This is a genomic window from Streptomyces sp. JJ38 (assembly GCF_019303475.1).
GTDB lineage: Bacteria > Actinomycetota > Actinomycetes > Streptomycetales > Streptomycetaceae > Streptomyces.
Genome location: NZ_JABLSI010000017.1, coordinates 36067 through 51886, shown reverse-complemented (window position 1 = coordinate 51886; position 15820 = coordinate 36067). Strand labels below are relative to the sequence as shown.

At 74.1% G+C, this 15820-nt stretch carries 2 protein-coding genes (1 of these 2 cut by a window edge); both read left to right on the top strand.

The window, feature by feature from the left end:
* Nucleotides 1–4283 carry the 3' portion of an SDR family NAD(P)-dependent oxidoreductase gene (locus HPT28_RS11600; protein WP_219090951.1) on the top strand. It extends 9223 nt beyond the left edge of the window, so only the last 4283 of its 13506 coding nucleotides appear in the window; its start codon lies beyond the left edge, outside the window; the stop codon is at nt 4281–4283.
* Nucleotides 4280–15820, top strand: a complete 11541-nt coding sequence (locus HPT28_RS11595; protein WP_219090950.1) for an SDR family NAD(P)-dependent oxidoreductase — start codon at nt 4280–4282, stop codon at nt 15818–15820. Before HPT28_RS11600 ends, HPT28_RS11595 begins: the two co-directional genes overlap by 4 nt.

The window sequence follows — 15820 nt, the reverse complement described above, 5'->3', positions numbered from 1 at the left end:
CGGGCCTGCCCCGCCCCGCCGAGGAGCCCGGCCGGCCGCGGCTGTGCCCGGTCTCGGCCAAGAGCCGGCAGGCGCTGGACGAGCGGCTGACGGAGCTGTCCGCGTGGCTGCGGCGGCACGGCGCGGAGCACGAGTGGCGGGACATCGCGTACACCCTGGGCGTGGGACGGTCCCACTTCCCCGTGCGGGCGGCCTTCGTCGCCCGGGGAGCCGAGGAGCTGCGGGAGCGGATCGAGGCGTGGCGACGCTCGGCCGACCCGGAGACGGCGGTCCGCGCCTCCGCCCACGCCGGCGAACTGGAGCGGCTGGCCACGGCGTTCGTCCACGGCGAGTCCGTGGACTGGGAGGCGGTGAACGGCGGGGACCACGGGCGCCGCATCCCCCTGCCCACCTATCCCTTCGCCCAGGAGAGCTGCTGGGTGCCGTCCGCGCAGCCCCCCGCGCGGTCGTCCGCGCCGGGCACGGTGGCCCCGGTGGCGGGCGAGGAGGAGATCCTCGCGTACCCGCTGAGGCCCGAGCAGCCGCTCGTACGCGACCACGTGGTCGACGGCAAGCCGCTGTTGCCCGCGGCGGGCCATCTGTCGCTCGTGCACCGCGCGGCCCTGGCCCTGCTGGGGGACGTGCCCGTCACGGTGCGGCGGGCCGTGTGGCTGCGGCCGTTCTTCGTCACCGACGCGCTGACCGCCGAGGTGTGCGTCAGGGCCGCGGCGGGCGGCGGATACTCCTTCGAGGTCCGTGGCCCCGACGGCACCGGTGCGGTACAGACGTTCAGCCGGGGCGAGCTGAGCGCTGGTGCCGGGGCCGACGACCGCACCGACCTCGACGACGTGCGGGCCCGGTGCACCGGCGGGATGCCGGTGGCCGACCACTACGCCCGCTTCGACCGCATGGGCGTCCGCTACGGACCGCACTTCCGGACGGTCGTCGGCATCCGCAGCGGCGCGGGTGAGGGCCTGGTCGCCCTCGCCCGGGAGGACGGCGGCACGGAACTGCCCGCCGGGGTCATGGACGGCGCCGTACAGGCCGTCGCCGCGATCCAGCCGGAGGGGACGGAGCAGCGCCCGCTGGTGCCCTTCTCGATGGCGGCGGTCCGGCTACTGCGCCCGGTCCCGGCCGAGAGCTGGGCACACGTCCGGCAGACCAGGGCCCAGGAGTGCGACGTCACCGTCCTCGACGGCGACGGCCGCCCGTGTGTGGTCGTCGAAGGGCTGTCCTACCGCGAGCTCAAGGAGCCCGTTCCCCTGCGCGTCCTGGAGCCGGTGTGGCAACCCCGGGAGCGGGGCGGGGAACCCGCGACGGGCGCTGTCGGCAGCGTGTGGGTGGTGACGCCGCCCCACGACCACGGTCTGGCGGCTCGCCTCGCGGCACTGCACCGCGACGCCGACGTCCGGATCGTGCGCCTCGACCCCGAGGACGGTGGTGCCTGGACCACGGCCACAGCCACCGTCACGGGCGGCCTCCCGGACCCGGAACGGGTCTACTTCCTCGGCGGGTTGCCGGTCTCGGACGCCTTGGGCGCCTCGGGCGCTTCCAACGCCTCGGACACGCCGGGCACGTCCCGGTCGGCGGCCGATCTGGAGCGGGCGCTGGAGTCGGGCGTTCGGTCCCTGATCCGGCTGGTCAAGGGGCTGCTGCCGCGGAACTCCGGTGACCGGCCGCTGGACCTGATCGCGGTGACGGGCGACGGCCACGCGCTCACCGGCGCGGAACGCCCCGAGCCCGCGGCCGCGGCCCTGTTCGGGCTGTGCCGCTCGCTCGCGAAGGAGTACCCCGGCTGGCGCGTCGGCTGTGTCGACGTCGCCACCCGCGAGCTCACCGGGCCCGGGGCCGACGCCGTCGCCCGGAGTGTCGCCGCCGACCGCGGTCACCCCGACGGCGACGAGACCGTCCTGCGGGACAGCGTCCGCTGGAAGCGGGTCCTGCGGGTCACCGACCCGGCACCGCCCAGGACCGCGCCGTTCCGGACCGGGGGCACGTACCTGATCCTCGGCGGCGCCGGCGGCATCGGCGCCGTCACCGCGCTGCACCTGGCCCGCCGGGCCGGGGCGAACGTCGCGCTGCTGGGCCGCCGGGCCGCGACGCCCGGCGTCGAGGAGCACCTGCGCGCCATCGAGGCGGCCGGGGGCCGCGCGCTGTACGTGCGGGCCGACGCGACGGACGCGGCCTCCCTGGCCAGCGCCGTCGCCGAGGTGCGGCGGAGGTTCGGTCCCATCCACGGCGCCTTCCACTCGGCGCTGGTCCTGGCGGACTCCCGGGTCGCCGACTTGGAGGAGCCCGCGCTGGACGCGGTGCTCGCGCCCAAGGTGCGCGGTTCGGTGCTGCTGGTGGAGGCACTGCGGGCCGAACCGCTGGACTTCCTGGTCCTGTACTCGTCGGCCCAGTCGTTCAGTGGCAACGCCGGCCAGTCCAACTACGCGGCGGCCTCCACTTTCCAGGACGCCCTCGGCGCCGGACTCGCCGCCGAAGGACGTCCCGTGCACGTCCTCAACTGGGGCTACTGGGGTGAGGTCGGAGTGGTGGCCAAGGCGAGCTACCGGCGCCGCATGGCGGCGATGGGCGTGCACTCCATCACGCCCGAGGAGGGCATGCGGGCCCTGGAGACGGTGCTGGCGGGCGGTCTGTCGCAGGCCATGCCCATCAAGGCGGAGCAGCGGCTGCTGGACCGGCTCGGCGTCCTGACCGACGCGCACGGCCCGGACAGCGCCGTGTGCCCGGAGCCCGGGACGGCGGGGGCGGCAGCGGACGGCCCCCGGCTCCGGCGGGCGCACGACGCCCTGGACGCCCTGGGCGCCAAGATGGTGCTCCGTGCCCTCCAGGAGTTGGGCGCGTTCCGCAAGCCCGGCGACCGCCTGCCGGCCTCAGGGGTGGCTACGGCCCTGGGGGTCGTCCCCCAGTACCGCCAACTGGCCGACGCCCTGGCGGACATCCTCGTCGGCTCCGGTTACGTGGAGTGCAGCGGCCGGGACCTGTGCGCCAAGGACCGCGTCACCGAGGCCGAGGGGTGCGACCTCTCCGCCGAGGCACGCCAACTGGCCGCTCATCACCCGGAGGTGGCCGCCCACGTGGAACTGCTGGAAGCCTGTGTGCAGGCGTACCCGAGGCTGCTGACCGGAAAGGTCGACCCCACCGAGGTGCTGTTCCCCGACTCGTCCATGCGACGCGTCGAGAACGTGTACCGGGGCGACCCCCTGGCGACCGGCGCCAACGAGACGGCGGCGGGCGAGGTGGCCGAGGCCGCGCGGCGCCGCGGGCCCGGCGGCCGGCCGCTGCGGGTTCTCGAGGTGGGCGCCGGAACGGGCGGCACCACGCGCTCGGTGCTCCCGGCCCTGACTCCGTACGCGGACCGGGTCGAGTACGTCTACACCGACGTCTCGTCCAGCTTCCTGCGCCACGGCCGGAGGGAGTTCGCCGCGCAGTACCCCTTCGTGACCTTCAAGCGGCTGGACGTCGAGCAGCCGCCCGGTGCGCAGGGGTTCGAGGAGGGTGGATTCGACGTCGTCGTGGCGGCGAACGTGCTGCACGCCACGCAGGACCTCGGGCGGACCCTGGCACACGTGCGGCGGCTCCTGGCCGACGACGGCCGCCTGGTCCTGTGCGAGACGACCGCCTTCAGCGCCTTCACCACCCTCACCTTCGGTCTGCTGCCGGGCTGGTGGCGGTTCGAGGACGGCGTCCGGCGGATTCCGGCCTCCCCGCTGGCCGACACGGAGACCTGGCAGGAGCTGTTGAAGGAGAACGGCTTCGACCGGACCGTCGTGCTGGAGGCCGTTCCCGGGGCGCCGCGTGGGCTGGGCCTGCATGTGCTGGTGGCCGACGTGCGGGGGCCGGAGATCCCGGCGCAACGCACGGACCGAACGGCCGGGCAGGAGCCAGACCCGGGACGGTCCTCCCTGGAGGACGTCCAGCGGCGGCTGGCCGAGTACATCGCCAGGACGCTGGGCCGTGACGAGGCCGACCTCGATCCGGAGCGGCCGTTCACGGAGTACGGCGTGGACTCGATCATCCTCGTCGAGCTGGTGAGCACGCTCAACACGGAGCTGGGCATCGAGCTGGGTACGACCGCGCTCTTCGACCACCCCACACTGACGGCACTCGCGCGCTTCGTACACGCCGATCACGCACCCGCCGCATCCGCGGCCCGTGCGGCGGACGACACCGCGCTGCCCGGCCCGCACCCGTCGGGCCCGGTCGGCGGCCCGGACGAAGAGGACATGCTCCGGCGGCTGGCCGCGGGCGATCTGACACTTGAAGAGGCATACATGGAACTCGGGGGACCCGCATGAACAGCGCGATGAAGAGGGTGCTCGAACTCGTCGAGGCGCGCCGCATATCGCCCGAGGAGGGCCGGCGTCGACTGGCGGAGCTGCGCACGCCCGCGCGGCGCCCCGGTTCGCACCGGGACGACGCCCCGGCGGCAGCGGAGGGGGCGTCCGCACCGGAGCAGCGGATCGCGGTCGTCGGCCTCTCCGGCCGCTACGCCGGTGCGCCGTCCCCGGACGCGCTGTGGCGGCTCCTGGCCGAGGGCGAGTGTGCCGTCACCGAGGTGCCGCAGGACCGCTGGCTGCCCGAGGACTACTACGACCCCGACCCCCGCACGCCCGGCAGGACCAACTCACGGTGGGGCGCGTTCATCGAGGACGTCGCCGCGTTCGACCCGCTGTTCTTCCACCTCTCCGGCCGCGAGGCCGAGCGGATGGACCCGCAGCAGCGGCTCTTCCTCGAGGGCTGCTGGAACGCGCTGGAGGACGCCGGATACGCCGGTGACTCGCTCGCCGGCACGAGCTGCGGCGTGTTCGCGGGCACCCCGGCCAGCGACTACCCGCTGGAGGCCCAGCGCTGCGGACCGGACGCGGACGCACAGGTTCTGCTGGGCAACGACACCTCCATCCTGGCTTCGCGCATCTCCTACCTCCTGGACCTGCGCGGTCCCAGCGTGGCCCTGAACACGGCCTGTTCCTCGTCGCTGGTCGCCGTCGACCTGGCCTGCCAGGCCATTCGCAGCGGGCAGTGCGAGATGGCGCTCGCGGGGGGCGTGTGCCTGTTCGTCGGCCCCGGCTTCTACGTCTCCGCCAGCAAGGCGGGCATGCTCTCGCCCCGCGGCCTGTGCAGCGCCTTCGACCAGGACGCCGACGGCTTCGTGCCCGGCGAGGGCTGCGGGGTCGTCGTCCTCAAGAGTCTGGACGCGGCCCTGCGCGACGGCGACCACATCCGGGGCGTCATCCTGGGGTCGGCGGTCAACCAGGACGGCAAGTCCAACGGCATCACCGCGCCCAGCTCCCGGGCCCAGACGGAGGTGCAGCTGCGGGCCTACGAGGGGGCCGGCGTCGACCCGCGGTCCATCTCGCTGGTCGAGGCGCACGGCACGGGGACGGCCCTGGGGGATCCGATCGAGGTCGAGGCGCTGACGCGGTCGTTCGCGCGGTTCACCGAGGACCGGGGGTTCTGCGCCATCGGCTCGGTCAAGAGCAACCTCGGGCACACCGGTCAGGCGGCGGGGGTGGCCGGGCTGATCAAGTGTCTGCTGGCCTTCGAGCACGAGCAGATCCCGCCCACCCTCCACTACGCCGTGCCGAACGAGCGGATCACGTTCGCCGAGACCCCCTTCCGGCCCGTGACCTCCCTTGAGCCCTGGCCCCGGCGCGAGGGCACACCCCGGCGCGCGGCGGTGAGTTCGTTCGGCTACAGCGGGACCAACGCCCACCTCGTCGTCGAGGAGCCGCCGCGCCCGGCCGCAGCCCCGGCCCGGGCCGGCCGTCCGGCGCTCGTCCTGGTGTCCGCGAAGACCGCCGGGGCGCTGCGCCGTCGGCTGCTCGACCTGGAGGGCTGGCTCGCGGACCGGGGCGCGTCGTACGACGTCGAGGACGTCGCCTTCACCCTGCACGACGGCCGGAAGCACTTCGAGAAGCGGGCCGCGCTCGTGGCCGACACGGCCGAGGCTCTGCGCCGAGCGATCCGGGACCGGCTCGACACGCCGGGCGGGGAGCGGGCCCCGGCGGACCGGGTGAGCGGCGCGGAGCGGACGCGGCTCCTGGAGACGCTGCGGGAGCGCCTCACCGAGGGCACCCCCGACGGCGGTCGCGCCCAGGCCCTGGAGTTCGGCGCTGAACTGTACGAGCGCGGGATCGCGCTCCCCGTCGCGCTGCTGCACCCGGACGGCGGCAACCGGCGGGTGCCGCTCCCCACCTACCCCTTCGAGCGCGACCGCTACTGGCACTCCGAGGCCGTGTCGAACGGCCGGTCCGCCGGTCCGGAGCTGGAGGAACTGCCGTCCGAGGACGGTTACGTGTTCCGCTACCGGCCGCGGCGGACGGACCCGTTGGTGGCCGACCACGCCATCGGGGGCCGCGCCGTGCTGGCCGGCATGGTGTCCCTGGAGCTGGCCCGCGTCGCCGCCGCCCGGGCGGGCTTCGGCCCGGTGCGGCGGATCGGACAGGTCGGCTGGCACCGCCCCCTGGAGCCGACGACCGCCGAGGGGCTGGAGATCCGCCTCCTCCCCGGTGAGGACGGCACGCTCCGGTTCGCCCTGGCGGCACCGGGCCGTGCGTCGGACGTGCCCGGCGCCTCCGGCGTGCTCGGTCCGGAGGCCGGGGAGCCCGAGGCCCCGGCGGTCGACCTGGCGGCCGTGCGGGCGCGCTGCGCCTCCGTCATGGGCCACGAGGAGTGCTACCGCAGGTTCCGCGCACTGGGGTTCGCCTATGGTCCGAGCTTCCGTGTGGTGCGGGAACTTCGGTTCACCGCCGACGAGGTGCTGGCCCGGCTCGCAGTGCCCGCCGGACACGACGGCCCCGTGGAGCCGGACTCTTTGCGGCCGACCCTGCTGGACGGTGCGTTGCAGGCCCTCATCGCCCTCGGCGGCGCGGAGCGCGGCCGCCGCGTCCCCTACGCACTGCGCAGCCTGACCGTGCACGCACCCCTCGGAAACGCCTGCTACGCGCACCTGACGCGCCGTGAGGACGGTGTGCTCGACATCCGGATCGTGGACGGGGCGGGCGCCGTCCTGGTGAGCGCGGAGGGCCTGGAAACCCTCCGCAGCCCGGACCGGGACCCGTCCCCGGAGCCCTCCCCGGAACCGTCACCAGAGCAGGGCCTCGCCTGGTTCACGCCCGAGTGGCGGGCGGCGCGGCCCCTCGCGGACGCCCCGGCCGCCGGGGGCTCCGTCCTCGTCCTGGACCTGGACCGCGCGGTGGCCGACCGGTTGCGGGCCTCGGCCGGCGGGCGGCCCGTCGTCCTGGTGACGCCCGGCGACGGCTTCCGCGCCCGGGCCGCCGATCACTACGAGGTGCGGATCGACTCCACCGAGGACTACGGCGAACTGCTGGCGGCGATCCCGGAGACGCGGCGCCCGGACCGGGTCCTGCTGCTGTGGACCGCCCGCGCGGCGCCGTCCCCCGAGCCGGGCGCGGCGTCCGACGGGGAGTCGGCGGTACCGGACCGGACGCCGGGGTTCGGCGCGCTGCTGGCACTGTCCCGGGCCCTGTGCGCCACGCCGCTGCCGGGCCCGGTGGCCGTCAGGGTGGCCTACCCCGCCACCGACGCCGGGGCGCCGCCGGAGCTGGCCGCGCTGGGGGCCTTCGCCCGGACGGCGCGCCGCGAGAACCCCGACCTGTGCGTGCAGACGGTCGGCCTGCCCACGGCGGTCGGCGACGCCGCCCTTCCGGCCACCGCGTGGGACGTCCTGCTGGCTGATCCCTCCTCCGACGCGGACGTGGAGCTCCGCCTCGACGCCACCGGCGCCCCGCAGCGGCGGACGCTGGTGGAGGTGCCGTCACTCCCCGCCCCCGGCGAACCCGTGGTCCGGCCTGGCCACACCTACGTCGTCACGGGAGGGACGGGGCACATCGGCCTGGCCCTGGCGGCCCGCCTCGCCCGCGACGGCGCCCGGACCGTGCTGCTCAGCCGCTCCGGGCCCGGCCCCGAGGCGCTCAGGACCCTGAGCTCCCTGCGGGCGGAGGGGGCCGAGGTCGTCCACGAACGGGTGGATGTCGCCGACCGGGCCGCACTGGCACGGGTGTTGGACGACGTGCGGAGCCGTTTCGGCCCGCTGAACGGGGTCGTCCACGCGGCCGGGGTCGTGCGTGACGCGTTCCTGCTCCACAAGACGCCGGACGAGGCCCGGGACGTGCTCGCCGCCAAGTGCGACGGCGCCGTGTGGCTGGACGAGCTGACCCGTGCGGACCCCCTGGAGTTCCTGGTCTTCTTCTCCTCGGTGGTGGCCGCCGTCGGCAACCCCGGGCAGAGCGACTACGCCTACGCCAACGGCTTCCTCGACGCGTTCGCCGAGGCTCGGGAGGCGCGGCGTAGGGAGGGGCGGCGCCCCGGCCGGACCCTGTCGATCGGCTGGCCCGCGTGGGGCGGCGGAGGCATGGCCGCCGCCCTCTCCGTCCGTGACGCCCTCGATGTCGCCGAGGGCCTGGACGCCTTCGAACGGGCGCTCGCCCACCCCGGGCCGCCGCACCTCGTGCTGGCCAAGGGCGCCGCCGTCCTCGCCGCGGCGGGTGCACGGAGCGAGGCGGACCCCGTCGCGCCGGGGACGGCGGCTCCGCGGGACGTGACGGGCCCGGCGGCCACGGAGCGGCAGGACCTGCGGGGGTTCGCCGTGGGCATCCTGGTGGACGTCCTCGCGGAGGAGCTGCGCGTCCCGGTCGAGCGCATCGACCCCGAGGCGCCGTTCGAGGTCTACGGCATTGACTCGGTCATGGTGATGCGGGTCTCCGAGCGGCTGGAGCAGGAGTTCGGCCCGCTGCCCAAGACCCTGTTCTTCCAGTACACCACCCTCGCCGAGATCGCCGGTCATCTCGCCCGCCGGTACGGCTCGGTGCTGGAGAGCAGGGTGGCGGTGCGGGACGCCGAGGACCCGGACCCCTCCCCGGAGGCACGGCCCGTCGAGGCACCGCCCGCCGACCGTCCGGCCGCCGGGGGCGCCCTGCCCGCCACCGCGGCCGCGGGATCGCGGCGGGCCGACGGGCGCGTCGAGCAGGCCACGGAGCCCCGTGACATCGCCGTCGTCGGCGTCGCGGGGCGCTACCCCATGGCGGCGGATCTGGAGGAGTTCTGGGGCAACCTCGCCGAGGGCCGGGACTGCGTCACCACCGTTCCCCCCGACCGCTGGCCCCTGGAGGGCTTCTACGCCCCCCAGGGCGGGCCCGGGCTGAGCTACGCGAAGTGGGGCGGCTTCCTCGACGGCATCGACAGGTTCGACCCTCTGTTCTTCGGCATCGCCCCGCGCGACGCCGACATGATGGACCCCCAGGAGCGCGTCTTCCTGGAGACGGTCTGGCACGCTCTGGAGGACGCCGGCCGCACCCGCGCCGAGCTGCGGGAGGGCACGACCGGCGTCTTCGTGGGGGTCATGTACGGGGACTACCAGCGCTACGGTCCGGCCCCCGACGGCCGTATGGGGGTGTCGTCCTACGCCTCCATCGCCAACCGGGTGTCCTACTTCTTCGACTTCCGCGGGCCCAGCATGGCGCTGGACACCATGTGCTCCTCCTCGCTGACGGCGATCCACCTGGCCTGCGAGAGTCTGCGCCGGGGCGAGTGCGACACGGCAGTCGCGGGCGGGGTGAACCTCAGCACGCACCCGGACAAGTACCGCCAGCTCAGCCTGGCGCGCTTCCTGTCCACCGACGGGCGTTGCCGCAGCTTCGGGGCCGGCGGCGACGGCTACGTCCCGGGCGAGGGCGCCGGGGCGCTGCTGCTGAAGCCGCTGGCCGCGGCCCTGGCGGACGGCGACACCGTGCACGCCGTCATCCGGGGCAGCGCCGTCAACCACGGCGGCCGGACGAACGGTTACACCGTGCCCAGCACCCGGGCGCAGCGTTCCGCGATCACGGAGGCGATGCGCCGGGCGGAGGTGCTGCCGGAGGACATCGGCTACATCGAGGCGCACGGAACGGGCACCGCCCTCGGAGACCCGATCGAGGTGGCCGCCCTCACCGAGGCCTTCACCACCGCGCACGACACCGCCCCGGACGCCGCCGCGTCCGGCCACACGGGCCCCGGACGCGTCCCGATCGGCTCGGTCAAGTCGGGCATCGGACACCTGGAGTCGGCGGCCGGCGTAGCGGCGGTGACCAAGGTCATCCTCCAGATGCGGCACCGGACCCTGGTGCCGTCCCTGCACGCGGAGGAGCTCAATCCGCACGCGGAGTTGGATAGTTCACCCTTCCGTGTGCAGCGGGAGCTGGCCGAGTGGACGCCGCGGGGCACGGAACGGCCGCGCTGGATCGCCGGTGTCAGCTCGTTCGGGGCGGGTGGCTCCAACGCCCACGTGATCCTGGAGGTGCCCGAGCGCCCCGCACCGCCCGCGGACGACGGTGACCCGGGGCGGCAGGTGCTTGTTCTCTCCGCGAGGACCCCGGAGCGGCTCGGTGAACTGGCCGCGCGGCTGGCCGACCGACTGGACCGCTGGGCCGGTGGCAGCCGTGGGGCGGAGCGCACGCTGGAGGAGCGGGTGAAGGACGACCTGCTCACCCGGCTCGGTGAACTGCTCGGCCTGCGCCCCGGAGACGTGGGGGAGAACGACGACCTGGCCGAGTGCGGTTACGACGAGGTGACCAGGGTGCGGCTGGGGATCGCCGTGGCCGAGGACTGCGGGGTCCCCTCCGACGAGCTGCCTCCCGCCGCGCACACCGTGCGGGATCTGGCCGGTCACCTGATCGAGCGTTACGAGAACGCCTTGCGAGCCCACTTCGCGGTGCCCGCCGCGCGACCCCGGTCGGCGTCCGGGCTGGAGCCCCGGCTCGTCGACGTCGCCCACACCCTTCAGCTGGGCCGGGAGGCCATGGACGAGCGGCTCGCCGTCATCGCCGAGGACTTCGCGGGCGCGGTGCGCGGGCTGCGGGCCTTCGCCCGGGGCGAGACCGAACCGGGCACGCTCTTCACCGGGAGCCTGGCGGACGGTCCCGTCGGTACCGACCGCCAGGAATCGGACGCTGTGGGCACCGAAGACCCGGTGGCGCTCGCCGAGGGCTGGGTGCGGGGCGCCCGGATCGACTGGCGGGCGCTGCACGCGGGCCGGGAGCGCAGGCTCGTCTCCCTGGTCGGCTATCCGTTCGCCCGGGAACGTCACTGGCTCGACACGACGGCGCAGCCCGGTGCCGTCCCCCTTCCCGCACCACAGGACGATCCGGAGGTCACGATGCACAGCACGGCGGACGTGGAGGACTCGCCCCGGGCGCGGGAGGGGGCTCTGCGGGCCTGGCTGGAGGAGACGCTGACGGCCTTCGCCGGCGAGGCGATCGGCCTGGACCCGGGACGCCTGAACCGGCGCACCCCGCTCGGCGAGTACGGGTTCGAGTCGGTGTCCCTGAAGGCGCTCGCGGACCGCGTCTCGGAGCACCTGGACGTCGCCTTCTCACCCACCCTGTTCTACGAGCGGCGCGGGGTCGCCGGAGCCGTGGACTGGCTCGTCGAGGAGTACGGCGACCGGCTCGCCTCCCGGGTACCGGGGGCCACGACGGCCGAGTCGCGCGCCGCGGGCTCCGGCCGGGGCGCCCGGGCGGTCGTCGCCCCCCGCGAGGCGGCGCAGCCGCGGGCCGCCGCCCCGGAGCACGGGGACGGTGCCGAGCCCATCGCCGTCATCGGCATGAGCGGCCGGTTCCCCGGCTCGTTCGACCTCGACCGGTACTGGGAGAACCTCTACCACTGCCGGGACCTGATCACCGAGGTGCCCGCCGAGCGCTGGGACTGGCGCGCCCTCGACAGCGAGGACCTGCCGCCCGGGCAGCGTGTCCCCTTCCGGTGGGGCGGTTTCATCGAGGGCGCCGACAGCTTCGACCCGCTGTTCTTCGGCATCTCCCCGGCCGAGGCGGAGATGATGGACCCGCAGCAGCGGATGCTGCTCCAGACGGTGTGGAGCGCGATCGAGGACGCCGGGTACCGGCCCTCGGCGCTGGCCGGCCGGCAGGTGGGCCTGTTCTCCGGAATCCAGTTCAGCGACTACCAGCACCTGCTGCACGAGGCGGGCGTCATGAGCGCCCAGTCCGGGCTCGGCAACGAGCACTCCATCTCGGTGAACCGCATCTCCTACCTGCTCGACTTCCACGGCCCCAGCGAGCCCGTCAACACCGCCTGCTCCAGTTCGCTGGTGGCGGTGCACCGCGCGGTGCGCTCGCTGCGGCAGGGCGAGAGCGAGCTGGCCGTGGCCGGCGGTGTGTCCCTCAACCTCTCCCCGCACTCGACCGTGGCGGCGGGCATGATGGGCCTGCTGTCGCCGGACGGCCGGTGCAAGACGCTCGACGCCGCGGCGAACGGCTATGTCAAGGGTGAAGGCGTCGGCATGCTGGTGCTCAAGCCGCTCGCCCGGGCGCTGGCCGACGGGGACCAGGTCCACGCCGTCATCCGCGGCACGGCCGTCAACCACGGCGGCCGCGCGGCCTCGCTCACCGCGCCCAACGCCGAGGCCCAGGCCGCCCTGTTGTGCGCGGCGGTCGACGAGGCGGGGGTCGGGCCCGAGGGCATCGGCTACCTGGAACTGCACGGCACCGGGACCGAGCTGGGCGACCCGGTCGAGATCAACGGCATCAAGCTCGCCTTCCGCCGGCTCGCCCGGGAACGCGGCGTGGACCTCCCCGACCGGCCGTACTGCGGCGTTGGATCGGTGAAGACCAACATCGGACATCTCGAACCGGCCTCCGGGATCGCCGGCTTGATGAAGGTCATCCTCGCCATGCGGCACCAGGCGCTGCCCGGCATGGCCCACCTGAACGAGGTCAACCCGTACGTGGACCTGACGGGCAGCCCGTTCCGCATCGTCGACCGGACCGTTCCCTGGGAGCGGCCGACGGGCCCGGACGGCAGTCGCCTCCCCCTGCGCGCGGGCGTCAGCTCCTTCGGCTTCGGCGGTGTGAACGCCCACGTCCTCGTCGAGGAGCCGCCGGCCCGGCCGCCCCGAGCCGTTCCGGCCGCGAAGGGCGACCGCGTCTTCGTTCTCTCCGCCCGGAGCGAGGCCGCGCTCGCCCGCGCCGTCGAGCGCCTCGCCGACCGGCTGGACGCCTGGGAGCGCGAGCCGTCCTCCGGCCCCGACGCCGACGCCGTGGCCTTCACGCTCCGCGAGGGGCGCGAGGAGATGAGGGAGCGGCTTGCCGTGGTGGCGCCGGACTTGGCCACGCTGCGCGAGCGACTCGCCGCCGTGGCGGCCGGTGACCTCGCCGCTCCGGGGGTTCACCGGGGGGTCGCCGAGGACGCCCAGGGACAGGGCGGCCAGGGCGGGGCGTTCGCCGACGGCGAGACGCTGCGCGTCACCCGCGGGCCGGACCAGCTGGCCGGGGCGTGGGTGACCGGACGGCCCGTCGACTGGACGTCCCTGCCGTCGGACGGTGAGCGCCCGTCGAGGACGCCACTGCCCACCTACCCGTTCGAGGAGAAGCGCTACTGGTTCACCGCCCCCGAGGGCGGCTCCATGACCGTGCTTCCCGCCGTGCGCCAGGCCGGCGGCGCGGGAAGCGCCGCCGCCCCGGCCCCGGGCCCCGCGCACCCGGACGGGGTGCTTACCGGCGAGGAGTACATCCGCGCCGGGCTGCGGGACATCCTCCTGGAGAAGCTGAAGCTGGCCGAGGACGAGCTCGACGAGGACCGGGACCTCAGGGACTTCGGCGTCGACTCCATGCTCAGCGCCATGATCATGCAGGTGGTGCAGGAGACCTTCGACGTCCAGGTTCCGCTCACCGCGCTCGTCGACCACCCGACGCTGCGCTCCCTGGCCGCCTACGTCCATGAGGAGTTCTTCGCGGACCAGGAGATCGGCGGAGTCCTGCCCGGCCGCGGGCCGGCCAGGACCGGCGAGACGCCGTCCCCGGAGGCCCGGAACAACCGGCTTCCCGCCGAGCTGCTGCCCATCAACATCGGCGGGGAGGGCCAGCCCTCCTTCTGGGTCCACGGCGCGACGGGCTACTCCACCTGGTTCCAGAACCTCTCCCAGGCCCTCGGCCCGAACTACCCCCTCTACGCGTTCCAGGCCCGCGGTACCGACGGCTACTCGATGCCGCACACCCTCGACGAGATGGTCGACCACTACATCGCCTGCGTCCGCCAGGTCCAGCCCGAGGGCCCGTACGTGATCGGCGGCTACTCGTTCGGCGGCCTCATCGCCATGCGGATGGCGCAGCGGCTGCACGACGAAGGGGAGGAGATCCGTCACCTGGTCATGTTCGACACCTACCCGGCCACGCAGGAGGTGTTCGACCGGCACCACGGGATGTACGACCGGGACTTTCTCCAGATGTACCTGACGAACTACTTCCTGAAGCTGGACGAGCACCCCGAACGGGCCATCCGCAAGGAGGAGGTCGCCCACCTGCCGGCGCCGCTCCAGGTGGCCGAGCTCGCCCGGCTGGCGAAGGCGCGGGGCGACCGACGCATCTCCGCGGACGACATCTACCTCTATCTGAAGGGCGGACTGACCTGCTCCGAGCAGGCGGAAGGCATCTACCAGATCTACGAGATGACGGACTACACCGCCTCGGACGTCCTCTTCTTCAAGGCCATGGACGGCTTCACCGGACGGGCCAGTGCCCTGTACTGGAAGCCGACGCGCATCCTGGACGGCTACGACTACGACACGCCCTGGCGGGAGGTGGTCAAGGGCGACTTCCAGGTGATGGAGCTGGACAACGACCATCTCAACCAGCTGGAGGAGCCCACCCTGACGCCTGTCGCCCGCCGGATCGAGTCACTGCTCAAGCAGCCCCCGCAGGTCGACGAGGACGCCTACGCCGCCTTCCGCGGGGACTTCGAGGCGCTCACCGCCTTCGGTAACCGGCTGCTGGCGCACGCCTTCCACGGCTCCGGCGCGATCCCGGGCGACGGCTCCGCCACCGACCGGCAGGAACTCCGCCGCTCCCTCGCCGTCCAGCCCGGCTACGACCGGCTGTTCCACGCCTGCTGTGACATCCTGGAGCGGGAGGGTTACGTGCAGGAGCGGGATGGTGTTCTGACGGCGACGAGGAAGCTGCCCCAGGCCGTCTTCCCCGGCGGGGACGAGGAGATCGCGGAGCGGGCCGCAGAGCTGGCCAAGGCGCACCCCTCGGTCGCCGAGTACCTCCCCCTGCTCACCACCTGCCAGGCTGCCGTCCTCCAGGTCATGGCGGGCGGGAGAGACGCCACGGACGTCATCTTCCCCGGCGGCTCCATGGAGCTGGTCGCCGAGATCTACAAGGGCAGCATCCAGAGCGAGTTCTACAACCGGCTGGTCGCGGACGTGGTCGAGGAGCACACCCGGCACTTCGCCCGCCGCTACTCCCGCTCCCGGCCGCAGATCTTCGAGGTGGGCGCCGGGACGGGCGGCACCAGCACGTTTGTCTTCGACGCCCTCAAAAACCTCGGGGACCGGCTCAGGTACGTCTACACGGATGTCGGGGGCGCCTTTCTCAGGGTCGCCGAGCAGCAGTTCGGGCCGGACCACCCCTACGTCGAGTTCGACACGTACGACGTGGAGCGCCCGCCGGCCGGCCAGGGGTACGAGCCGAGGACCATGGACGTGGTCGTCGCGAGCAACGTCCTGCACACCACGCGGGACATCGACACGACCCTGGCCAACTGCCGCGAACTGCTCAAGCCGGGCGGCATCCTGGTCGTCAACGAGCTGACCCACCGGCTCGACTACAACACCCTGACCTTCGGACTGACGGCCGGCTGGTGGCTGTTCCAGGACGAGGACACGCGCGTCCAGGGTTCGCCGCTCCTGGACGTGCCCGGCTGGCGGAACGCGCTGCGCCGCGCCGGGTTCGACGAGGTGGAGATCCGCGGCGTCGCGGGGGAGGACGAGAACGACCAGGCCCAGTGCGTCATCGTGGCCAGGGTCGCGGAGCCGGCCCCGTAG

What these genes read in the sequence shown, in the direction of transcription:
- HPT28_RS11595 (WP_219090950.1), top strand. Translation starts at nt 4,280, where the DNA reads ATGAACAGCGCGATGAAGAGGGTGCTCGAACTCGTCGAGGCGCGCCGC.